Consider the following 21,542-nt stretch of genomic DNA (forward strand, 5'->3'; position numbering starts at 1 on the left):
CCGCCGCGCCGCGGCGCACGTGGTGATCACTTTGCAGGGACACCTGTCGAACATGGCGATGTCGAGGATGGTTCTGCAGGAGGTCCTGCACGTACGCGCCGAAGCCGTCGTCCACGAAGTCGCGCACCGAACCTCACAAGAGGTTCACTTCCTCTCACCTCGATCCGGGCTACCGATCCGATACTTGCTCACCTGAGGCGACGCCCGCGTAGAACGATCGACCACCCGCGTGCGTCGGCGGGACTGCTCGGGGGGCCAGCCCTGCGCGATCCTCTCCCGGATAGCGTTGAACGCAGGTGGTGAAACACAAGGAGTTTCGATGGGTGCACGCATCGGGGAGTACACGCTACAGCGGCAGAAGGGCGGTATCTGCTACTTCGGGCATGCGCGGGTCCAGCTGGTCGCCGGTGACCAGGACGTCATCTGGTCGGTTCCGCCAGACGATCACACGTCACTCCAGCCTCGACACGATGCCGAGCTGATTGAAGCGGTGCTGGCCGGAGCGCAGGCAGGTCTCGAGTTCGTGCGCTCCCTCGCGCCGGCATCTTGCCAGGGGCGGGTAGAGATCGTGCACGCCCGGCTGCAGCTCACGGACATCGAGAAGAGTGCTGTCCACGCTGCGGCCGCGCTCGCGGTGGGGCAGGCGTTCGATGTGGCGGACCGGCTGGAACTCGCCTTCGAGGACGGATGGATCGTGCAGGTGCGACCTGCGGGCCCGAGCCGGTACCCATAGCGGGGTTCGTGCCGAGCCACCCTACTCGCCGAGCGAGGAGGCCAACCGAACTAAACGTTACGCGTGCTCACGTGGGTGCGGGTTCGCAGTTCACCCCATCGCTGCCCGAGTCGTGTGAACACGGCTCCATTTTGTGCGGTGTCGCGGTACATCGGCGGCCAGACCGACCGAGCCCGGGTTCTCCGGTGTTCATCGGGCAGGGAGCACACCTCGGGCCCGCGAACTACGAGGTGGTGACGTCCTCCACGGCGTCGATCAGCTTCCAGCGCAACGCGGTGGCCGTATCGATGCGATCGCCGGTCAGCATCATCCACGCCGCGCGCCAGCGCCCGACGCGGCGCGGGATGCTGACGGTACCTCCGGCCCCCGGCACCAACCCCATCTCGATCTCGGGCAGCCGGAAGAACGTCGCAGGGGTGGCGACCAACCTCCCGGCGAAGGCCGCCATCTCGATGCCCGCCCCGATACACCCTCCCTGGACATGCGCCGAGACCCGGTCGCGCAGCCGGTCGATGATGCGCCACGGCGCGCGTTCCAGGCGCACCAGATACGCGGCCACCACGTCGACGGCGGTTCCGAACTTGTCGAGATCGCCACCGCTGCAGAACACCGGCCCGTTACCGCGCAGCAGCACCCGGTCGATGCCGGGATCGAGTTCGGCGAGCCGGACGGCCTCCAGAAGCTCTTCACGCAGGCGGAAACTCAGCGCATTGCGGCGCTCCGGATGGTCGAGCACCACCGACAGCAGTTCGCCGTCGCGGTCGACGCGCACCAGCGGCCGGTCGGGAGGGACCACCGGCTTCGGCCCGCCCCGCGCGGCGAGCCACCGCCGGAACTCGCTGCCGGCGAGCAGCATCGAGTAGACCGCGGCCTCGGCGCCCAGTCCGGCCGCCGTATCCGGCACCGTCGTCTGCCGCAACAGACGGCCCAGCGCCACGCTGGCACGCGGGTTCCGCCACACCGCCGATCGGCGCCACGATCGACGAGGACCCGTGGCCCGCGGTCGCCGACTGGGTGCGCGGCCACCGGGGCGCCGAACTCGCCGACGCGCGGAACTACTCGGCGTCGCGGCAGCGCCGGTCCGACCCGGCGAACACGCGTACTGCCCCGCACCGTCGACGCCGAGGCCGGTCGAAGGACTCCTGGTCGTCGACTTCAGCGCCGCCCGTTCACAGCTTCTTCACCCGGGTGTGGCCGCCCGACGGCACGATGGAGCGATGCGGCGGATGTGTGCGGTGAGCGCGACGGCAGCGGTGCTGGCAGCTGGTGTCTTGACGGCGGGCGCGGGTCCGGGCGTGGCCGGTGGTCCGGCCGGGTTCGATCTGCAAGCCCATCGGGGCGGGTTGGGGTTGGTGGCGGAGAATACGCTGCCCGCGTTCGCGAACGCGTTGGAACTCGGGGTGAGCACGCTGGAGTTGGACGTGCAGATCACCGCGGACGGATACACGGTGGTCACCCACGATCGCGATCCCAGTCCGGCGAAGTGCGTGGACACGGCGCCTGCCGTTCCGGGCGACCCGGAGTTCCCCTATGTTCCGGGGACCACCTACATCAGGGATCTGACCTTGGCGCAGGTGCGGACGATCGATTGCGGTTCGGTGCCGTCCGCCGATCACCCCGAGCAGCGCAGGGCGCCGGGGGCGCGAATGCCGTTGCTGGCGGAGGTGTTCGACCTGGTGCGCGCGTATCGCGCCGATGAGGTGATGCTGAACATCGAAACCAAGGTCGAAGCGGGCGCCCCCGAGCAGACCGCGCCGCGCGAGCAGTTCGCCGACGTCGTGGTGGCGGAGATCCGCCGAGCGGAAATCGAGCGACAGGTCACCATCCAGAGCTTCGACTTCGGCACGCTCATGCTCCTGCGACAGGTGGCGCCCGATCTACCGATCATCGCGTTGACCGACGGTCAGCCGAAGTTGCAGGCCGGAGAGCCCGGCGGCTCGCCGTGGCTGGGCGGGATGGATATCGATGACTTCCCCGGATCGCTGCAAGAGAAATACGTCGCGGCGGCGGCATCCCTCGGCGCCGCCGCGGTGTCGCCGGTGCACGGCACTCCCCAGAACGGCACTGTCACCAGCCCCGCCTATCAGCCGTTCACCACGATCGAACTCGTCCGCGCCGCCCACCGCCACGGCATGCGCGTGGCGCCTTGGACGGTCGACGACCGTGCCACCATGGCCGCCCTGCTGGACATCGGCGTTGACGGCCTCATCACCAACCGGCCCGACGTCCTGCGCACCCTTCTGTCCGACCGCGGGTACCGGCTGCCGCCGGATTATCACCGTCCCTGAGGCAGCGATACCGCCGCCGCGCGTGCACGATGTTCCGGAACCGCGCGCAGCGATGCCGTCGTCCGTCGCGCGCCGAATACCCAGCGGACGAGGCGGCCGGAGCCGGCGTCGAGGCTCTCGCCGGGCCGCCCGGGAGCCCCTGTCAGACCAGCGTTTTCAGCAATTCGTCTGCCACACCCGCCGAGGACGCCGGGTTCTGGCCGGTGATCAGATTGCGGTCCACCACCACGTTCGGATTCCACGGATCGCCCTCGCGGAAGTCGGCCCCGATGGCGACGAGCCGATCCTGCAACAACCATTCGGCCTTCTCCGCGAGACCCGCCTGCCTCTCTTCGGCATTGGTGAAGCCCGTCAGCGCATAACCCGCGAACGCGTTCGACCCGTCCGCACCGGTGGCGGCGAGCAGAGCCGCGGGCGCATGGCACACCACAGCCAGCGGCTTGCCCGAGCCCAGGGCGGAGGTGAGCAGCCGACCGGAGTCGGCGTCGACCGCCAGATCTTCCATCGGCCCGTGACCGCCCGGGTAGAACACCGCCGCGTAATCGGCGAGGTTCACCTGCGCCAAGTCGAGGGGGTTGTTCAGCTCGGTGCTGGTGCGGATCACCTCCGCTCGATGGTCGGCGGTCTCCTGGCCGCCGTTGGCATCGGGAGCGAGGCTGCCGTTGTCCACACTCGGTACGACTCCGCCCGGGGTGGCCACCACGATCTCGTGGCCCGCGCCCTTCAGTTTCTCGAACGGCACCACGAATTCTTCGGCCCAGAAGCCGGTCGGGTGCTTGCTTCCGTCGGCCAGAGTCCAGTGGTCGGCTCCGGTCATCACAAAAAGGATCTTCGACATCGCCTGTTGTCTCCATCGTCCGGAACCCGCTGAGCCGGGTTCGGTCATCGAGTCCTGTCGCGCCGGTCGGAGTGCTGCCGGAATCAACCCGCACGCCGGGATTCCTCAGCGACGACACTATCGACGCTAGCCTTGCGGATCCATCGGATACCAATAAGATCGCCGATTTCAGACATCGAATCACCGATGGGTTACCAGGCGTGAACGCTGCATCGACGTCACGCGCAGCGTCCCGTTCGAAGCCGTCGAACGCCAGTTCGGCACCATTCCCGTTTCACCTTTGCCACGTGTCCGATGACACGGAGCCCCCGACTCGTTGCCCGTCCGGAAAGTTACGAGCCACACACCGCGTTCCTCCCCACCTGACCTGGGCTTGCATTCGGGCCATACTGGACCGGTGACAGAGATGGGTCAGTGCGAGCAGGAGACTGCGCGCAAGATGCTCGGCGGTTGCCCCGATATCGGCAGCTTTCGCTTCTGGTTCGCCGACCAGCGGTGGGAATGGTCCGACGACGCCGCCGCGATCTACGGGTACGCGCCGGGAGAGGTCGAGCCTTCCACCGAACTTCTGCAAAGCCACCAGCACCCCGACGACCGCAAGCGGGTCGCCGCGGCGCTGGCCGATGCCACCGCGACCGGTACGCCGTTCTGCAGCCGGCACCGGATCATCGATACCGAGGGGCAGACCCATGATGTGATCGTCATCGGTGACCAGCTGTTCGACGAGCAGGGCGCCGTGGCCGGCTCCACCGGTTACTTCCTCGATGTCACCGATACGCTCGAGGGCAATCTCCAGGAAGCCCTGGACGACCTGTTGCCCGATGTGATCGAATCCCGCGCCGTGATCGAACAGGCCAAAGGGATCGTGATGTTCGTCTACGGCGTCAAGGCCGATCACGCGTTCCGGGTGCTGCGCTGGCGCTCACAGGACACCAACATCAAGATCCGCACGCTGGCCGAGCAGCTCGTCACCGACGTCGTCGCGATGGGCGGTGCGCTGGTTCAGCAGCGCACCCGCTTCGACCATCTCCTGCTGACCATCCACGACCGCGTCGCGCCCGCTGAACCCGTCGTGGACTAGCGAAATCGCGCGACCGATCCGCTCGCCGTAGCCGCCGAGCGGATCATTCCTTCGGTTCGCATCAGGAACTCACCGAGATAGCTGTCGTGCGGGACTCCAGGGCGCAACCGAGTGGTCGGGTTGTCACCCAGGTACAGATCGGTGATCGTCGGCTCGTTCGACAGTGCGTCGACGAGTTCGCGCCGTTCGGTCATCGCGGTGAGAACCAGCGAATCGCGCAGCGGGGCGACGCCGTCGGTGGGTGACCACGGCCCGGCCCACACGCCGGCCGACCAACTGCTGACTCGCGCCAACGGCGCGATGGTCACCGCCACCATGCACGACGATCCCCGAACTGCGCGCAGGGCACGCGACGCAGCCGACATCCTCCTGGCGGCAGCCCGAACGCCACGGCGGATAGGCGGCATCATCGATCGGACGAACCGACACCGGTGACCCCCTCCAGCTGCCGCGCCGCGTTCGGGAGACACCACCGTGGTGATCGCAGACGGCCATATGTCAAGCCGACGAGCGTGCCCATGGCTGGTTCCATATGCGGCGCTGACGAGGGGCATGGACGCCGTGTTTCAGAGCGCCGTCGTCGAGGCGAGCCGCGGGAGCCGCTGGCTGTGCACCGAACGTGGACCGCCGCCGTGGCAGCGCTACTTCGTCACCCCGCACACAGCAGTCGGCGTCGGCACCGCCGAACCACATGGCGCGACCCGCTGGAGGCTCACCCGAATCAGCCGGTGAACGACTCGGGGCTGAAGCGGCCCCAGGCCACGAAGGCGGCCGCAGCGAGGTAGACGAAGTTCAGCGCGACGTATTTGTCCTGGCCGTAGCGGGCGTGGGTGATCATCGCGCCGATCATCAACAGGATCCAGCACACGGCTGTCACCGGCACCATCACCGGTGCGATATCGAGCACGGCTGGCAGGATCAGACCGGCCGCGGCACCGACTTCCCGATGATGTGACTGGTCACGCATCAGACACCGCCGGCCACGGGCGTGTGACACCACGCCGGCGTGACGTGCGCCACCGCTCGCGCTGCCTCTTGCGAAGGCGGAACCTCATTCATGCCCGCTTCCCGCCTCGACTCCCACGCCCGCCCAGCCAGTAGGTGTGCCCCTGGGATCTCGCCACCGTTGCGAGTCCGCAGGGCTGGGATCATGGTCGGCGAGGTTGGACGATCATGGGCAGAGCATTGGGGCGAGGCACTTCAGCGATGACCTGTCGGACCGAATGTCCTTCGGCGAGGTGTAGCCGCCAACGGCGGGCGACAGTGGCCATTATGATGTGCAATTCGGTCCAGGCGAAGGTATCGCCGATGCATCGGTGGTGCCCGGCGCCGAACGGATTGAACGTTCGCGGTGGCAGGTATGCGGCACGATCGGGCAGCCAACGATCCGGGTCGAACCGTGTTGGCTCCAGGTATATGCCGGGGTCTCTGTGAAGCGCGTAGGGACTATAGGCGATTTCGGTACCCGGTGGAATGCGCAGTCCGCCGAGGACGGTTTGGGTTATCGCGCGCCGAGTGAACACGAGAACCGGGTGAAGGCGCAGTATCTCGTTCAGGATCCGGCCTGAATATTCGAGCTCGGTGATGATGGACTTACTGATCGGCGATTCCCCGATGACTGTGTCGATCTCGGCGTGCAGCCGCTGTTCGACCTCGGGGTGATCGGCCAGCGCGTGGAATGCCCAGGCCAACGTGATGGCAGGGGTCTCGGTCCCGGCGATCAGCAGCGAAATGACTTCATCGCACACCTGCGTATCCGACATCGCTTCCCCGGTGTCCGCATCCCGCGCCGCCAGCAACATCGCCAGCAAGTCCCCGCGGTCCTGATCCCAGCGACGGCGGGCCACGATCAACTCCTCGACCACCTGGCGCAGCCGCGCCGCGGCGGTGTCGAAGCGCCTGTTCGAGGGTATCGGCCAACGGTCCAGATACTTTGGAGTGACCATCCGGGATGCGATGCCTCTCATGATGATCGGGACGTGTTGTTCCACTTCGGCAATGCTCGTCGAGTCGAGATCGGCGGAGAACAGCGCGTCTGCAACGATGCGAAGGGTCAACTCGTGCATCACCCGATCGATCGCGATCTGTTGGCCCGGTCTCCAGGAGGCGACGAGAGCGTCGGTATGGCGTCGCATTGCTTCGGTGTAGTCGGCGATCCGCTGCTGGTGGAATGCTGGTTGAACGAGTCGTCGCCGCTGCCGGTGCAGCGCGCCCTCGGACGTGGCCAGCCCGTCGCCGAACAAAGTGCGGGCCCGCTCGTAGATTCGGCCCCTTGCCAGGCTGTCGGATCGTGGGATCAACGCCTCTCGAACCAGTTCCGGTGTCGTCAACATGTACACCGGCCAGTTGCCCAGGTCGATGCGGACGATATCGCCAACCGCGCGCAGCGATTCGACAAAGTAGAAGGGATCGCGTAGCAACGCCGCTAGATGGCCGAGTACAGGTAGGCGGCCCGGCGCGGCGGGAACCGATCTCAGGTCGTCCATCACGACTCGGCCCGGTCGGGTGGGGTGATGAGATCGTCGAACGTTCCGCGGATCCGCGGAACATCCAGGTCGTAGCGGCGGGTTCGGTGAACCCATACCAGATTTGCATGTATGTAGCGACGTAAGGCCCAGGCCAGCTGAATGCTGCGGTCTGCGGCTTCGGGCGGCAGATCGAGCCGGCGAGCAAGTTCGGGTAGCCGGCCCTGGAGCTCCACAAGCAGCTGCTGGCGCTGTTCGGCACGCTCCAACACTCGCTCTATCGCCCCGTCGAGGCCGCAGTTCTCGGTGGCCGCGACCACCCGAACCATATTGCAGGTTTGGCCGTCGGCAATGTCCTTCTCCAATCCGTAGACATCGTTGTGCCACGCAGTGACGTCGGCGAAACACAAAACGAGTTCCCGGAACAGAAAACTGTCCCACAACATGTCGGGGATCCGCAGCGAGCAGACCACCGCGAGAACGTCGGCTTGAAAAATCATCGCGATGGTGTGGCGGCGCATGGTAAGAAATGTCGCCAAGTCCGGGACGCGACCAGCAGCATGGTAGGTGTTCTGAAGCATCACCGCCTCCATGTAGTCCACGAAGTGCTCGGCGATCCGCTGCCTACCGTGACAGGATAGTCCAGCGACGAGGCGGGGCCAGAAGTCTGCGAGACCGGCGAGTACCGGATTGGGCAACCCTCCGTCAGGAGGTCCGTCGTCTACGATCGCACGTACGGCACGCACAACCCCGGCCACCCGGCCCGCCCGCTCGCCCCAGTCGTAGTTGTCGTACTGGTCGTCGGCAAGTGAGCCCCAGCAGAACCACATCAAGCCGAGAACGAGATGCTCATAGTCCACATCCGGAGTGGCGAGCCCGTGATATAGCCCGAACTCGAACGAGCGCAGATGCGCTTCCTGCTCCGGTGTGACAAGGAAACCGACCCGCCACAGCCATGCGATCGTCGCATCTTCCGCTTGTCCAGCAGCGGGATTTACCGGGCCTCCCGCACAGAACCCCGGTATCAGAGCCGATGTATCGATCCGAGGCATGAGCCGCCCTTACCTTGTATGCTCGCGAAATACTGACTACGCGGCAAATCGCGGTCCCCCAGTGGAGTGGCTCACCACCGGAAGACTATCTATGTCCAGCTACTGCCGGACACACGGCTCAGGCTAGTCACCCGACAGGGAGGCAACTACGCGACGATTCGCAATTACGGCAGGGTAGCTGCCGATGACGCTAACCCTTGGCAACGTCAGCTGGCTTCCCATTGCTGGGATGTCCCCATGATTTCCGTCAAGCGACCGTTCGGGTGCCCGCGATTCCTGGCGGCCTCGCGGCATGTTGCCATCCGGACTCTGCATGGAACGGTTGCCGCAAGGTCGGGTGTCGAAAGTGGTGGGCGGGTGCGATTTCGGTTGACGTCGCGACCGGTAAAGCGCCGTCGCAATCGACGCGGTGAGCCGTGAGCGGGTCGATGTGCTGCCCGACCGCAGGCCCGAGCCTGTTGCGGCGCGGCCGCACGCTGGTCCGCGAGCTCGCCCAGCCCATGCCCGAGCGGGGCGGCAGTGACCTCGACTGCTGGATCAAGCAGCGTTCGAGGCCGGGGAGCGACCACGTCGCCGCGGTCGCAGGCTGGATCCCGATCTCCAGCAACGGCCCCGTCAGGTCGACGACGGTGCGTTCGACCAGCGCCGCGTTCCCCATTGTCGCTACGGAATCGTCTACGGCTTGTGTCGACGCTCGACGTTCGAGGCGATCCGATCGGAGGACGGACCGGATCGATCGCGCTTCACTCGGCGGTTTCGCCAGTGGTCCCGAGCAAGCTGCGGTCTCAGCTCGTGCTCGTCAGCCGACGGCTGGAACCGGCAACGGGCCGGTGACTTCCTGTCGCTGCTGCGCAATGGTGGATACCCGTCTGCGAGCGAGGAACCATCCACTGATCAGCAACGGGACCATGACCACTGCGGTGGCGATCACCGAAAGCCGCTGCAGTTCGTCATCACTGAGGGCCATCAGCACCACCACCGCCGCCAGGAACATCAGCGTCGCCACGCTTGTGTAGGGCGCACCGATCATTCGGTACTTCGGACGTTCCGTCCTGCCGCTGCGCGACCAGCGCCACAACTGCAACTGGCAGACCACGATCGCCGCCCAGGTGGAGATGGTGCCCAGAGCTGACATGTTCAGCACGATCTCGAAGACTTTCTCCGGCACCACTACATTGAGTCCGACACCGATCAGTGCGATGGCGCCGGTGGCGAGAATACCGACATAGGGCACACCACCTTTGGACATGCGAGAGGCCACCGCCGGTGCGCTGCCGTTCATCGACATCGAGCGCAGGATCCGGCCGGTCGAGTACAGACCGGCGTTCAGGCTGGAGAACGCCGCGGTCAACACCACCAGGTTCATGATCGAATCGGCGCCTCCGACGCCGAGCCGGGAGAAGAAGGTGACAAACGGGCTCTCGCCGGCTTTGTACGCCGTGTAGGGCAACAGTAGTCCGAGCAATACCAGCGAACCGACATAGAACAGCGCGATACGGGCGATGACCGAATTGATGGCTCGGGGCATGATTTTTTCCGGATTCTCCGTCTCTCCGGCCGCGGTGCCGACCAATTCCACTGCGGCGTACGCGAACACAACGCCCGTGGTGACGGTAATCAGTGGCAGCAAACCGGTGGGGAGCAACCCGCCATGATCGGCGATCACGCTTACGCCGGTGCGCTCCCCGTTCACCGTGTGCCGGCCGGCCAGGAAGATCGTGCCGACGACCAGGAAAGTGACCAGCGTGACGACCTTGATCAGCGCCGCCCAGAACTCCACTTCACCGAACCACCGCACCGAAATCAGGTTGACCCCGACCACCACGATCAGCGCCGCCAGCGCGATCACCCACTGCGGAACCACTTCGAACGTCCCCCAGAAATGGACATAGGTGGCGATCGCGGTGATGTCCACGATCCCGGTCATCGACCACTGAAAGAACGACATCCACCCCACCACGAAAGCCAGCTTCTCACCATAGAACTCGCGGGCGTACGAGACGAACGATCCCGAGGAAGGGCGATACAGCACCAACTCGCCCAATGCCCGCAGGATGAAGAACACGAACACCCCGCAGACGGCGTACACCACGAACAGTCCGGGACCCGCGCTGACCAAACGGCCTCCCGAGCCGAGAAACAGGCCGGTACCTATGGCACCACCGATCGCGATCATCTGCAGCTGCCTCGGGCGCAGCGACTTGTGGTAGCCCGTGTCGTCGGCATGCGGCGTATCCGCGGGCATCGGGGATCGAACTGCTGCCATAGCGGGAAACCTCTCACGTGACGCCGATCATATCAATACACAACGTATCGTCAATCAACGGTACGTTCAATAGCGGAAAGATCGACGGCGCATCGGCAGCGGGTCGGGATAGACCGCCGCACAGCGCATCCGAACGCGGAGAGGCCACTGGCAGGGCCGCAAGCACCGTTGGCAATCCACAGTCCCAGGTTCAGCGCCGCCGCGCCTTCGGGCGCCGGTGCGTCGGCGGCCGTTGATCGGGGTGGCGGAACTACGGTGTGCGCGGGACCGGCAGGATGACATGCGAGGGTCGCACCGTGTCATGGAAAATCGTCTGTTGGGCGGTTCGCATGGTGATGGCGGCCTGGGCTGGTTCGCCGGTGTTCATCACCGGTTCGAGCCTCTACGTCGACGGCGGCCTGAACCAGGTCTGATTTCCCTGGCGCCACAACCGGTGCGGATAGCGGCGTGATAGTGCAGTGGCACAACGTGTGGCTCGTCCGGTCACTCCAGCATTCGAGGTGCGCACTGCCACCGCTGTCTTCAGCCTGCGGATACCCCGGCTCAGCAATGGGTGGGCCCACAGGCTCGGTGGCGTGTGTTCGGGATCCATCAGTTCGTTCTCCGCCAAGGAGCTGTCCTCGTCCTCGACGGTCTCCGGCTCGAACCGCACGAGGGTCCGGCCGTCACCGCGCAACGTCTCGACGGTGCGCAGGAGCGACGACGTCTCAGCGAGTGTGGCGTCGAACTTCGCGGGTTCGGCATCGAGATGTTCGCAGATCAGCTGGCGCCGGATACCGCGGATGGTTTCCCGCAGCAGCTCACCGTCCGCGGTGGCAGGGGTGACCTCGACAGCCAGGTCGCATTCGGTGTCGAATCCCATCGAACGGTTGTTGAGGTTCGACGATCCCACCCGCAGCAGCCGATCGTCCATTACCAGCACCTTGGCGTGGACGTAGATCGGCGCGCCGGCCTCGGTGACCGGGTAGTAGACGCCGAACCGGTTCTCGGTATCGGCCTTCCACAACAGATGCAGTAAGCGGCGGCGGGCCCCATCCATCGCCTGTTGCTCGAGCCAGCCGTCGGCGTGGCGCGGCAGCACCAGCACGATCTCCGGACCGTTCGGCTCGCGCAGCCGCGCGGCGATCGCCTCGGCGAGGGTGCGCGAGGCCAGGTACTGGCTCTCGATGTACAGCGACCGCGTGGCGCCCGCGATCGCCGCCAGATACAACGCCTCGACCTCCCGCACTTCGGCGCGGTCGGCGAGCTCGGGGAAGGTCCGCGCGATCCCCACATCCACCGACCGCATCGTCGGCTCCAGCCCCTCCGGCCACGGCGTGTCACCGGCGATCTCCTCGACGGCGGCCAATTGCTGTCCCGTCGCCGCCTTCCATCGGGCCCGGGCCAATTCACCGATCGCCCTGGCCGCGTCGCCGTCGACGGCAGTGGTCGCGTCGTGCCATGGTCCGTATCGGTTACCGTTCGGCTCGGTTCGATAATGGTTGTCGTCCCGATGGTCGCTGGTGTCCCAGCGATCGACGGTCATGTCGATACCACCGCAGAACGCGAGCGCGTCGTCGATCACTACGATCTTCTGATGGTGCGCCGAACCGATGGGGTGCGCGCCATCCATTTCCAGGTGCAAGCGCCGGTCGGTCATCCAATTGACGACGAAGATCGGTGTCATTCCACGGCTGATCGCCGCGAACGCACCGACATTCCACTTCAGCAGGTAGATGTCGAGTTCCGGCCGCTGTTTCGGCAGCCACGACAGGAATCTACCCAGCCGATTGGGCCCTTCGAGGGTCTTTTCCTCGGGTTCGAACTTGATCCGGGTATCGAAGTCCCAGCCGATCAGCACGATGCGCCTGCGGGCCTGCAACATCGCGGACTTGGCATGGCGGAAATAGTCCGCCGCATCGACAATGCACGCCAGTCGATCGGCCCGTGCGATCTGCCAGCAAGTTTCGCCAGGGGTGAGGATTTGTTGCTCGTCGCTCATGTGTAGCAGTTCTCTCCTCCGGCCGGACACCCGTCCCGCAGGTGAACGATTCACAGTACTGTGAGCGGCGTCGTGGCCGACAGCTCCTATCGTCTGCTGCCGGCCTGACGGGCCGGCCTTACTTCAGGTGCCGGGCGAAGAACCGGTTCGCCTCGTCGCCCGCGAACTGCGGGACGCCGGCGTGCCCGCCCATATTGGCATGCAGCGTTTTCTCCGGCGAGCCGAAGGCGTCGAACAGGTCCAGCGCCATTCGCCGGTCGTTGCCTTCGTCGTCCCACTGCAGCAGGACATGCAGCGGAATGGTGACCTGCCGGGCCTCCTCGAACATGATGCGGGGCACGAAACTCCCGGCGAACAGAACGGCGGCCGCGACGCGCGGCTCGACCACCGCCAACCGGACGCCGATGGAGATCACCCCTCCCGAGTACCCGACCGGGCCGCCGATCTCCGGCAGCGCAAGAAGGACGTCCAGGGCGGCCCGCCATTCCGGAACCGCCTTTTCGACCAGCGGCAGGACGAGCCGGCGGACGATCTCGTCGTCGACCGGCGCACCGGCCTCCAGTGCCCGGCGCAGGTCGGCGCGGGCTTGCTCGGCGGCGGCCGAACGGGGCCGGTCACCGCTGCCGGGGAGCTCGATGGTGGCCGCGGCGAAGCCCTCCGCCGCGGCGTGCCGGGCCCGGGCCACCAGCCGGGGGTACATCATGCGCAGTCCGCCGGGGTGGCCGATGAGGATCAACGGCGCCGGTGCGGACGCGGATCCGGGCGTCCACAGGATGCCGGGGATCTCGCCGAGGGTGAATTCGCGTTCGAGGACGCCGTCATCGAGACGCTTTTGGGAAGTGAAGTGCACGGTCGTGCCTTTCGGGAGTGCTGTCGAGCGGCGCTCCCGGACGACCTATCGCCCGACCGTGACCCCAGAGGGGAGCACCCATGTCGATACTGCGTTCACGGGTACCACCTCCTCGTTCTCTGGCACGGCCGCCGGAACGGTAGCAGTGGTCGGGATGGTCCGCCAACGGGTTTTCGCGAAGGTTCCGTGCACTCTGATGAGCGAGAGACTGGGTGCGCTAGTGGGTAGCCGTGGCGTCGGCTCTACGCGCATCAACGAAGTCGAGCATGTCCGATGGTGACGAATGTGGACGCGGTCCCGGCACAGTGGGGAGTAGATGGGACCTCAGGCCAATGGGTACGGCGTTGGACTCTCCCCCGATGGGAGAGTCCAAGATGACGACAGGGCTCCCTTCGCCGCATCCCACGGGCGCCGTAGGTGAGGCGTATCTCGTCGAGCCGGCAGCGGCACCGCGAGAGGAACTGAGGACCCGGCTGACCGTCCCCCTCCAGGAAAGCAGCATGACCACGGTAATCGACATCGAAACCCGCAGCGGCCAGCACTGCGAGACAACAGCTCTGGGAGTGCTGCTGCGCCACCAGGCACTCGACCTGCCCGAGCCTATGCTCTTCGGCCTCGGCTCCGGCTTGTCCTTCGTCTACTGGGACAGCAAAGCCATGGGCTTCCCCTTCCTCGGGGGGCGGGTCAAACCTCTCGACCTCACCAGAAACCTGGCCACCGGACTCGGGCTGGAACTCTCGGTCCAGGAAACCACCTCCCCTCGCAGAGCCTGGGAGAACGTGGTCGCCCCCATCGACGCCGGCCATCCCGTCGGACTGCAGCTCGACAGCTACTACCTGGACTACTTCGGGTCGAAGATGCACTTCGGTGGTCATGTCGTCGCTATGTACGGCTACGACGACCGCGACGCCTACCTGGTGGACACCGACCAGCAAGGCGGCACGGTATCAACCAGCCGGGCCAGCCTCGCCCAGGCCAGGGCCGCCCGCGGCCCGATGACCGCCAAGCACCGGTCCTTCACCCTCACCGCTGCGCGGAATCCGCTCTCCCCGCGGAGTCGGATCATTCCCGCGATCACCGCCTGCGCCGACGCCTTCCTCAACCCGCCCATCGCCAACCTCGGCCACCGAGGCATCGAGAAGGCCGGCAAGCTGGTGCGCACATGGCTCGAGCGGACCGACCACCCGCAGCGGGACCTACCGCAGGCCGCCCTCTTGATGGAGAAGGCAGGCACCGGCGGCGCCCTGTTCCGCAACTTCTACCGCGACTTCCTCGCCGAATGCGCCCAAACGCTCGACAGCCGCCACCTGCGCACCGGCCACGGGCTCTACACCGAGGCCGCCACCCTCTGGACGGAAGTCGCCGCATTGATCACCCGAGCCGGTGTATCCGGCAACGCGCAGTGCCTCGTACAGGCGGGCACCATTCTCTGCGATCTTTCACGCATAGAACGCGAGGCCATGCAGGCGCTGAGCCGTCTGGGGAATCAAGCTCCGAACGCGATTCAGCCCTGATGCCCGGTACGCTCAGGCACCGTCTCTGCGGAATGCCGTGATAGACCAGACGTAAGGTGAATTCCCAACGTTTCACAAGCCCCCGGCTGAGCCCTCCAGGCGCTACCTTCTGTCTGCTCGCAGTGCAGCGAGCAGATCGGAGTCAATTCATGCACATCACATCGATCACGCGCCGCGTCGGGATGGCCGCAATCACCCTGGCCGCCACGGCTACCACTTCACTCGGCATCGCCACGCCACAGGCCGCCGCGGCGCCGGCGCGGGATCCGATCCTTTTCGTCCACGGATGGCAGGGATCGGCGTCGAACTGGAATTACATGTGGGGCCGATTCCTGGACGCGGGATACTCCGCGGATGAGATGGCACGATTCAGCTACGACACCACCCAGTCGAACAAGGACATCGCGCTGGAGGTGAAAGCGCAGGTCGATGCGCTGCGCGCGAGAACCGGTGCTGCCGAAGTCGATATCATCACGCACTCGATGGGCGGCCTCAACAGCCGCTGGTACCTGAAGAAACTCGACGGCCTGAACTTCGTCGACGACTGGGTCTCCATCGCCGGCCCCAATCACGGCACAGACGTCGCCAACGGATGCCTCGACGTCTCCTGCGCGGAGATGCGGCCCGGCTCAGCCTTCCTGGCTGAACTCAACAGCACCGACGAAACCCCCGGCCGGGTGAACTACGGCACCTGGTGGTCACCGTGCGACGAGATCATCAACCCCGATCAGAGCACCATTCTCAGCGGTGCCACCAACACACAGACGCTGTGCATCGGCCATACCGCGCTGCTGTCGTCGTCGACGGTTTTCGAGGGCGTGCGCGACTTCGTGAAGTAGTAGGCTGAGCCTCAGCCCGGCCCCGTCTCACATCCGCGAGGCGGGGCCGAATCTTTGGCCCGGTCCTCAGCAACGGCACCCCGACCCGCCACGGTCACCTCGATTGCCTTGTTTCGAGCGGTCAGGTTCTCGCGTTCCGGCGGCTTACCCTGTTGGAGGGCTGGTGGCAGGCAGAGCCGTTGGCATCTGTCGACGGAGCGGTAGATGCTCAGGCTGGTCTCGGAATTCGACGCCTGAACACAAGCCTGTCGATGACCCGTTCGACCTCGCTGGCGCCCTCTACCCGACAAGGCTGCCGTCGTCGACATGCAGCCCGGATCGAGACTCTGCGATATGCTGGCCCCGGGCAGCGCCTCCTGACAGGCCTGGGCTGCGGTGTCGACGTCGGCCCGCCTCGCCGCCTCCGTGCGCAATCCGCGCGACTTGCGGATCGCATGCCCTTCTTCTTCCCGGTCGTTTTCTGACACACCGGACGTTTGGGTTCCTCTCCCGAGATCGATCGCCGCATCACCGCCTTGTGTCATTCGGCCCGCCCGATACATCCGCACGACCCTCGACTACACACCGGAATGGAGTGAAAACTCATGAGCACCAACACAATTACCCACGGCACCGAGCGAGCGGTCATCGAGAACATGCTCGACCGCAACCGCGAAGCACTCATCGAGACCGCACGCGGCCTGTCCGAGGCCGATGCCCGCCGACGACTCGTCGCGTCGCTGACGACACCGATCTCGTTGATCAAGCATGCCGCTGCCGCCGAACGGATCTGGTTTCAACGGTTCTGGGCAGGACTCGACGAATCCGAATGCGATGGATACTCGCGCCGCGACGAGGGCACCTTCGCCGTCGCCGACGACGAGTCACTGGCACAGGTAATCGCCGAATTCGAGCGCGCAAGCCAACGATCACGTGTGATCGCGTCCCGCTTCGACCTCGACGACACCAAGGACAATCCCCGCGAGGGAAAGGTCAGCATGCGATGGACGCTGCTGGCAATGATCCAAGAGTTCGCCAGGCACGCAGGTCACGGCGACATCCTCCGCGAACAGATCGACAAGTCCCCACTGTCTCAGCCGAACTCGTGAAACTTCGGCACTACCGAGCAGATGTTCGGTGAACCCGGCTCGGCCTGATAGATCACCAGTTGCCGACCGGGCTTGTCCGGCACATCGAACGCTTGGAACGTCAAGTCGTTGTGAGCGATCGCCCGGGCCTCCCCACCGACTGCCGCCTGACGGTTCCGTGACGAATCGTGGAGCCTCATGTAGGACTTCGGGTGGGTTCTCGATCTCGGTGTGGCGCATGGTCGCGTCGAGGGAGCAGTAGTGGTGTTGCCAGGATGAGCAGACCGGCGAGGGTGATTGCGGTGCGGGGGCCGGTGAATCCGGCGAGCACGCCGAACAGGGCGGTCGTGGCGGCGATGCTCGTTTTGGTGGCGATCGACCACGCGGACAGGGTGCGGGCGACCAGGTCGGTGGGGATCTGGTGGAGCCGGATGGTGGCCGAAACCGGGTTGAACACGCCGCAGCAGGTGATCAGCCCGAGCTCGACAGCCGTGACGAGTACGAGGCCCGCAGTTCCGGGCCCGACGAATGCCAGCCCGACCAGCCAGCATGCGCGCAGCGAACCGGCGGTGAGCAGGACCGTGTGTTGTCCGTACCGTGCGACGAGCGGGCGGGCCAGGCGTGAGCCGATCAAGCCGCCGATGCAGGGTGCGGCGAACGCGAGGCCGTACTGCCATGGCGCGAATCCGAGCTGTCCGAGCAGAAGAACCGCCATGAGCGGCGTGGTCGCCATGATCAAGCCGTTGACGATCAGCACGTTGCACAACAGTGGGCGCAGCACCGGGTGGGTCAGGATATGGCGCCAGCCTTCGAGCAGGTCGGCGGCCCTCAGCCGGTGTCCGTCGATCCGGGCCGGGGGCGGCTTCTCCGGTCCGCCGATGGCGCGGATTCCCACGGCCGAGAGCAGGAAGCTGACCGCATTGGCGATCACGGTCACCACCGGGCCGAACAGTCCGACCATCGCCCCGCCGAGCGGCGGTCCGAGCATGGAGGCGGTCCAGGTGGTCGCCTCGAATCGCCCGTTGGCCACCAGCAGGTTCTCCTGACGGACAAGCGCTTTCAGATACGCCCCACTTGCCGCGGTGAAGGTGATGTCGGCAGCGCTGACAACGACCGACACGATCAAGAGTTGAGCGAAGCCGAGCCGGCCGAGTGCGTACGTGGCAGGCACGCTCAGCAACAGCGCGAACCGAAGCAGATCCATCGCCACCATCACCGGCCGCTTGCGATGAAACTCCACCCAAGGGCCGAGTGGCAACGCGACCACCACCCCCACCGCCAGCCCCGCAGCCGCCAATCCGGACACCGCGCTCGGCCCGGCATCCAGCACCCGGATCGCGATCAGCGAAAATGCGTCGAACGCGAGCCACGTGCCGAGTGTGCTCACCGCATACGCCCCCCACAACCACTCGAACTGTCGCCCCAGCGACGGCCTACTCGCCATATCCGCGCCAGCTCCATCCGATCCGTACATCCCCGGTGTAGACCATCGACATCGAAGCGAACGGCGGCAACACGGTCAAACAACCGTGGCCCGACGAACCACAACCGGACGTTGTGCGGCCAGGTAAGAAATCCTGCCGAAGTGACAGCTATGCCACCTCGTCACACCGAAGCGGTCTCCCTCTGTTGCTCCAGTGAACCGAGGCAGCGACGGCAGCACCCGCGCCGGCCGGCTGCTCCCTCTGCAAGACAACACGATTGACGGCGGGCGGCCGGGGTATGGCGAGGACAGGCGGCTCGCTCGATCAGCGTGCGGGCTCGAACTCGATGAATCGGAGAATATGATGCTCGGTCTCGGAATCCTCGGTTGGATCATCATCGGCGGTTTGGCGGGCTGGATCGCCAGCAAGATCATGAAAACTGATGCTCAGCAGGGCATTCTGCTCAACATCGTCGTGGGTGTTATCGGTGGTTTGCTCGGCGGCTTCCTGCTGAAGGTCCTGGGAGTCGACGTCGAGGGCGGCGGACTGTGGTTCAGCTTGTTCACCTGCCTCGGTGGCGCGGTTCTCCTGCTGTTCTTGGTCGGCTTGGTGACCGGCCGTCGCCGCGCACTGCGCTGACACCCCGATCGGCGGCACAGGCGCCCAACGCGCACGGCGACCTGTCTCTCCTCGTCGATCTCGGTGCAGATCAGCGCGTTGTCCGACATCGCACCGCACATACGAACGGCCCGAACCTTTTTGAAGGTTCGGGCCGTTACGTCGGTCGACATACTGGCGAGCGAAGACCGCACATCGCGGTCGCGTCGGTGGAATTCGATCGCGGTTGTCGCCAGTGCGCCACGGATGCGCAAGAGGGATCGGCGAGGAAGACGGAGAATGCGATGTCGCGGCCGAGTTCGCGCTCGATGCGGGTGTGCAGGCCGCTGAGCAGGAACGGTTTGCCCGGCCCGTCGGCACCGCGCCTGGGCGGAGAGGGGCGGTCAGGCAATTCTTCGATGTGCCCACACATCTCCCACGGTGCCACTGCACCACCATGCGTTCGCCCGGCACGGCTGAGGCATCGAACTCGGATAGCGCCGCCTCGCCGTCATCGAGTCCCTGCCTCGGCGGCCGAGTCCGGAGGGCAGACTGGGAACGTGGTCGTTTATCAGGCCGATTCGCCGACATGGGCGATCGGCATCGCGAAGGCACTGGAGGACTACCTGCTTGCAGCGGCCGCCTTGCCGCCACCTGACGAGCAACCGGTCGTCCCCCATCAGCCCACAGGCTGGTACGCGCCCACCCCCGGCGGCCCGCCGAGCGGCCGAACACCGTGGATCCACCTGACCGCGATCTCGATCGCCTGTTTCGGCGAGACCATCGTCTTGTCCTTCCGGTGGAAACCGGACTCATCAGAAGGCGCCTCGACCTACCTGCTGCCCATGACCACCGTGCGCGCAGACCCGACTACCGGATCCGATGCCTTCATCACCCGCCTCGACTTCTTTCTCGACACCCAGTGGCGTGAGCGCCGCGTCTTCACGATCGGAGGCGAGACGCGGTTGGTGTCGATGCCACCGTAGTGTTCGGCGCTCGTGGCCGAAGGCGCGGCGAAAGTTCGAGGCTGGGCTTCCGGCGTGAACACGGCGCAATTGGTTCTGCCTCGACAGTGCCGGCGAACAGACAGTGCCGGACCGTCCCATCGGGGGGTGGCGCTAGCCGAGCAGTTCTAGGGCATGGGTTCGACGACTGCTTCGATTCGACACAAGACCCGCTTCGGTCACCGGGTGCTCGGGGCGCACGGATTCGGAAGTGCCGAGCCGGTGGCCAGATCGCAGATGCCGCTGGTCAAGATTTGGAGAGGGGCGGCGGCCAAGAGCACGAGAATCCCGATGACGTTGCCCTGCTGGAGAAACAGCAGCCCCGTGCGCACCGCCGACGATCCGTGGTCCACCGCCGACGAGCCGGTTCCGGTTCCGGTTGCGATAGCGGTCCCCGGTGCGGGTGGCGGGGAGGTGTCGACCGGCTGGGCCGCCGCACCGGCCGGGGTGACGACGAGGGCCGCCGCCGCGACCGAAGCGGCGGCCAGGCGAAAGGGGGTACGCATCATCGCGCTCCTAGGTCTTAGAATGACGATTAACATAATAGCGGCAATCGGGCATCAACGCATGTACATCACGGAGGATTGGTCTGCGTCGGCCGACAACGCACTCCCCTGGGTGCAGCCTAGAAGCGTCCCTGAACTGGCGTATAGAGCTAGCATCGCAGATCGAAGGTGACATACCGCAGCAAGCGGACCATCGCGGCAACCACCAAGCGCCGGAGTCGCTCAGTTTCTCGAATCGATAGTCACTTGATGCGATGATTCGTAGATATCCCCTCCGACGCGCACCTAAGTGGCTAACGACCCCGACGCCCGCCAGGTGGCGGTCCGGCATCGAACTCGATCTCTTCGGAACGCTCACCGCAGCTGCGATGCCCACAGTCGGCTGGGGACCGGCACCTGATCTGTCGACCTCGCGCGAGTTCGCCCACTCACCAGGTCGAGAGCACCGCGGCAGCGCGTGTTCGCACCCCACCGGCATTGCGGCCAGAAGCTTCCGATCAGCGAGACACGGTTACGCCATGCGCACTGCGGCACCAACCGGACAGGGGCGTACATCCCGCGCAGCACCGGTTCGCTCGGACTTTCCGTTCGCCGCGAGGTGGATGATTCGCTGCGCCGCCGGTCCCGCTACCGCCCGGGTGTGGGAGGACTTGTGCCAACCGAAAGGCATCAGGTGGACTCGTTCGCCGCGTTCCTCGAGCCGTTCGGTGATTTCCACCAGGACGTCCAGGGTGTCTGCCAGTGCCGAAAGCACGTCTACGTCGGTGGCGGCGCTCATGAGGTCACCGGACATCGGAAGATGCGCGACGCCGTCGATGACGACAGGCCCCGCGTCGGTCTCCGCGACAATGCGCTGCACAGTCCGCACGGCCGCGCCGGCCAGGACGAGGTCTCCGTGAGCCACGCCGACAGTCACGCGTAGGCAATCGTGGAAGTACCTGTGGACGCCGATCGCCGAGGCCGTATCGACCGCGCACGGGCCCTTGGCCGTCACCGTGTATTCGAAAAGACTGCAGCGAGTACTGATGATCTGCACG

General features: G+C 65.7%; 21 protein-coding genes and 1 pseudogene. 10 read left to right on the plus strand and 12 right to left on the minus strand.

What is annotated here, in order from left to right; all coding sequences use genetic code 11:
• Together M8859_RS34720 and M8859_RS34725 are read left to right on the plus strand one after the other, a co-directional pair.
• Nucleotides 1–196, plus strand: a 196-nt coding sequence (locus M8859_RS34720) for a hypothetical protein (protein ID WP_249645528.1), incomplete at its 5' end; no start/stop codon positions are given.
• Nucleotides 197–319: 123 nt separating this feature from the next.
• A complete protein-coding gene (locus M8859_RS34725) occupies nt 320–733 on the plus strand; it encodes a hypothetical protein (protein WP_249645529.1) in 414 nt (137 codons plus the stop codon).
• 223 nt (nt 734–956) lie between these two features.
• Here M8859_RS34725 and M8859_RS34730 read toward each other — a convergent pair whose 3' ends face one another.
• Nucleotides 957–1,670 carry an enoyl-CoA hydratase/isomerase family protein gene (locus M8859_RS34730; protein WP_249645530.1) on the minus strand — a complete coding sequence of 238 codons (714 nt, stop codon included), beginning with the start codon at nt 1,668–1,670 and terminating at the stop codon, nt 957–959.
• Between the two features lie 289 nt (nt 1,671–1,959).
• On the opposite strand from M8859_RS34730, the gene M8859_RS34735 reads away from it, so the two are divergent.
• Nucleotides 1,960–3,021: a glycerophosphodiester phosphodiesterase family protein gene (locus M8859_RS34735; protein WP_249645540.1), complete on the plus strand. Its 1,062-nt coding sequence runs from the start codon at nt 1,960–1,962 to the stop codon at nt 3,019–3,021.
• Between the two features lie 142 nt (nt 3,022–3,163).
• Here M8859_RS34735 and M8859_RS34740 read toward each other — a convergent pair whose 3' ends face one another.
• Nucleotides 3,164–3,859: a type 1 glutamine amidotransferase domain-containing protein gene (locus M8859_RS34740; RefSeq protein WP_195072312.1), complete on the minus strand. Its 696-nt coding sequence runs from the start codon at nt 3,857–3,859 to the stop codon at nt 3,164–3,166.
• A gap of 406 nt (nt 3,860–4,265) precedes the next feature.
• On the opposite strand from M8859_RS34740, the gene M8859_RS34745 reads away from it, so the two are divergent.
• On the plus strand, nt 4,266–4,940 hold the full coding sequence (locus M8859_RS34745) for a PAS and ANTAR domain-containing protein (protein ID WP_159929949.1): 675 nt from the start codon (nt 4,266–4,268) through the stop codon (nt 4,938–4,940).
• Here the strand turns inward: M8859_RS34745 and M8859_RS34750 are convergent.
• Nucleotides 4,937–5,257, minus strand: a complete 321-nt coding sequence (locus M8859_RS34750) for a hypothetical protein (RefSeq protein WP_236565717.1) — start codon at nt 5,255–5,257, stop codon at nt 4,937–4,939. The two genes, M8859_RS34745 and M8859_RS34750, sit on opposite strands and share 4 nt — an antisense overlap.
• 235 nt (nt 5,258–5,492) lie before the next feature.
• Between M8859_RS34750 and M8859_RS34755 the strand changes: the two genes are divergently transcribed.
• Entirely contained in the window at nt 5,493–5,672 is a 180-nt protein-coding gene (locus M8859_RS34755) for a hypothetical protein (RefSeq protein WP_201295380.1), read from the plus strand.
• Here M8859_RS34755 and M8859_RS34760 read toward each other — a convergent pair.
• From M8859_RS34760 to M8859_RS34785, 6 genes and pseudogenes are all read right to left on the minus strand, one after another.
• Nucleotides 5,662–5,907, minus strand: coding sequence for a DoxX family protein (locus M8859_RS34760; protein WP_195072311.1), 246 nt, complete (start codon nt 5,905–5,907; stop codon nt 5,662–5,664). The two genes, M8859_RS34755 and M8859_RS34760, sit on opposite strands and share 11 nt — an antisense overlap.
• A 181-nt stretch (nt 5,908–6,088) precedes the next feature.
• Nucleotides 6,089–7,426: a cytochrome P450 gene (locus M8859_RS34765; RefSeq protein WP_159929903.1), complete on the minus strand. Its 1,338-nt coding sequence runs from the start codon at nt 7,424–7,426 to the stop codon at nt 6,089–6,091.
• Nucleotides 7,426–8,457 (minus strand): terpene synthase family protein, encoded by a 1,032-nt coding sequence (locus M8859_RS34770; protein ID WP_308221255.1) that lies wholly within the window; start codon nt 8,455–8,457, stop codon nt 7,426–7,428. Before M8859_RS34770 ends, M8859_RS34765 begins: the two co-directional genes overlap by 1 nt.
• A gap of 799 nt (nt 8,458–9,256) precedes the next feature.
• Complete coding sequence (locus M8859_RS34775) at nt 9,257–10,723, minus strand: amino acid permease (protein WP_159929899.1); 1,467 nt, start codon at nt 10,721–10,723, stop codon at nt 9,257–9,259.
• A gap of 505 nt (nt 10,724–11,228) precedes the next feature.
• A pseudogene (locus tag M8859_RS34780) lies at nt 11,229–12,704 on the minus strand (phospholipase D-like domain-containing protein); the annotation flags it as partial.
• Nucleotides 12,705–12,822: 118 nt separating this feature from the next.
• Nucleotides 12,823–13,554 (minus strand): dienelactone hydrolase family protein, encoded by a 732-nt coding sequence (locus M8859_RS34785; RefSeq protein ID WP_159929895.1) that lies wholly within the window; start codon nt 13,552–13,554, stop codon nt 12,823–12,825.
• A gap of 500 nt (nt 13,555–14,054) precedes the next feature.
• Here M8859_RS34785 and M8859_RS34790 point away from each other — a divergent pair, with 500 nt between their 5' ends.
• The 3 genes from M8859_RS34790 (at nt 14,055) to M8859_RS34800 (ending at nt 16,995) form a co-directional block, all read left to right on the plus strand.
• Nucleotides 14,055–15,068 (plus strand): BtrH N-terminal domain-containing protein, encoded by a 1,014-nt coding sequence (locus M8859_RS34790; RefSeq protein WP_249645531.1) that lies wholly within the window; start codon nt 14,055–14,057, stop codon nt 15,066–15,068.
• Between the two features lie 149 nt (nt 15,069–15,217).
• Nucleotides 15,218–15,907 (plus strand): esterase/lipase family protein, encoded by a 690-nt coding sequence (locus tag M8859_RS34795; protein WP_201295379.1) that lies wholly within the window; start codon nt 15,218–15,220, stop codon nt 15,905–15,907.
• A gap of 584 nt (nt 15,908–16,491) precedes the next feature.
• Nucleotides 16,492–16,995 carry a DinB family protein gene (locus M8859_RS34800; protein ID WP_159929889.1) on the plus strand — a complete coding sequence of 168 codons (504 nt, stop codon included), beginning with the start codon at nt 16,492–16,494 and terminating at the stop codon, nt 16,993–16,995.
• A 175-nt stretch (nt 16,996–17,170) separates the two neighbouring features.
• Here M8859_RS34800 and M8859_RS34805 read toward each other — a convergent pair whose 3' ends face one another.
• Complete coding sequence (locus M8859_RS34805; RefSeq protein WP_159929887.1) at nt 17,171–18,418, minus strand: MFS transporter; 1,248 nt, start codon at nt 18,416–18,418, stop codon at nt 17,171–17,173.
• A gap of 343 nt (nt 18,419–18,761) precedes the next feature.
• On the opposite strand from M8859_RS34805, the gene M8859_RS34810 reads away from it, so the two are divergent.
• Both M8859_RS34810 and M8859_RS34815 read left to right on the plus strand, forming a co-directional pair.
• Nucleotides 18,762–19,037 (plus strand): GlsB/YeaQ/YmgE family stress response membrane protein, encoded by a 276-nt coding sequence (locus M8859_RS34810; RefSeq protein ID WP_159929945.1) that lies wholly within the window; start codon nt 18,762–18,764, stop codon nt 19,035–19,037.
• 518 nt (nt 19,038–19,555) lie between these two features.
• Complete coding sequence (locus M8859_RS34815; protein WP_159929885.1) at nt 19,556–19,981, plus strand: hypothetical protein; 426 nt, start codon at nt 19,556–19,558, stop codon at nt 19,979–19,981.
• Between the two features lie 197 nt (nt 19,982–20,178).
• Here M8859_RS34815 and M8859_RS34820 read toward each other — a convergent pair whose 3' ends face one another.
• Nucleotides 20,179–20,508: a hypothetical protein gene (locus M8859_RS34820; RefSeq protein WP_159929883.1), complete on the minus strand. Its 330-nt coding sequence runs from the start codon at nt 20,506–20,508 to the stop codon at nt 20,179–20,181.
• 508 nt (nt 20,509–21,016) lie between these two features.
• Nucleotides 21,017–21,541 carry a hypothetical protein gene (locus M8859_RS34825; RefSeq protein WP_159989369.1) on the minus strand — a complete coding sequence of 175 codons (525 nt, stop codon included), beginning with the start codon at nt 21,539–21,541 and terminating at the stop codon, nt 21,017–21,019.
• Nucleotide 21,542: the final 1 nt, after the last annotated feature.

This window comes from Nocardia sputi (assembly GCF_023501985.1).

Coding starts and splice junctions, on each gene's coding strand:
- M8859_RS34725 (WP_249645529.1), top strand. CDS start 320: ATGGGTGCACGCATCGGGGAGTACACGCTACAGCGGCAGAAGGGCGGT.
- M8859_RS34735 (WP_249645540.1), top strand. CDS start 1,960: ATGTGTGCGGTGAGCGCGACGGCAGCGGTGCTGGCAGCTGGTGTCTTG.
- M8859_RS34740 (WP_195072312.1), bottom strand. CDS start 3,859: ATGTCGAAGATCCTTTTTGTGATGACCGGAGCCGACCACTGGACTCTG.
- M8859_RS34745 (WP_159929949.1), top strand. CDS start 4,266: ATGGGTCAGTGCGAGCAGGAGACTGCGCGCAAGATGCTCGGCGGTTGC.
- M8859_RS34750 (WP_236565717.1), bottom strand. CDS start 5,257: ATGGTGGCGGTGACCATCGCGCCGTTGGCGCGAGTCAGCAGTTGGTCG.
- M8859_RS34755 (WP_201295380.1), top strand. CDS start 5,493: ATGGACGCCGTGTTTCAGAGCGCCGTCGTCGAGGCGAGCCGCGGGAGC.
- M8859_RS34760 (WP_195072311.1), bottom strand. CDS start 5,907: ATGCGTGACCAGTCACATCATCGGGAAGTCGGTGCCGCGGCCGGTCTG.
- M8859_RS34765 (WP_159929903.1), bottom strand. CDS start 7,426: ATGGACGACCTGAGATCGGTTCCCGCCGCGCCGGGCCGCCTACCTGTA.
- M8859_RS34770 (WP_308221255.1), bottom strand. CDS start 8,457: ATGCCTCGGATCGATACATCGGCTCTGATACCGGGGTTCTGTGCGGGA.
- M8859_RS34775 (WP_159929899.1), bottom strand. CDS start 10,723: ATGGCAGCAGTTCGATCCCCGATGCCCGCGGATACGCCGCATGCCGAC.
- M8859_RS34790 (WP_249645531.1), top strand. CDS start 14,055: ATGACCACGGTAATCGACATCGAAACCCGCAGCGGCCAGCACTGCGAG.
- M8859_RS34795 (WP_201295379.1), top strand. CDS start 15,218: ATGCACATCACATCGATCACGCGCCGCGTCGGGATGGCCGCAATCACC.
- M8859_RS34800 (WP_159929889.1), top strand. CDS start 16,492: ATGAGCACCAACACAATTACCCACGGCACCGAGCGAGCGGTCATCGAG.
- M8859_RS34805 (WP_159929887.1), bottom strand. CDS start 18,418: ATGGCGAGTAGGCCGTCGCTGGGGCGACAGTTCGAGTGGTTGTGGGGG.
- M8859_RS34810 (WP_159929945.1), top strand. CDS start 18,762: ATGCTCGGTCTCGGAATCCTCGGTTGGATCATCATCGGCGGTTTGGCG.
- M8859_RS34820 (WP_159929883.1), bottom strand. CDS start 20,508: ATGATGCGTACCCCCTTTCGCCTGGCCGCCGCTTCGGTCGCGGCGGCG.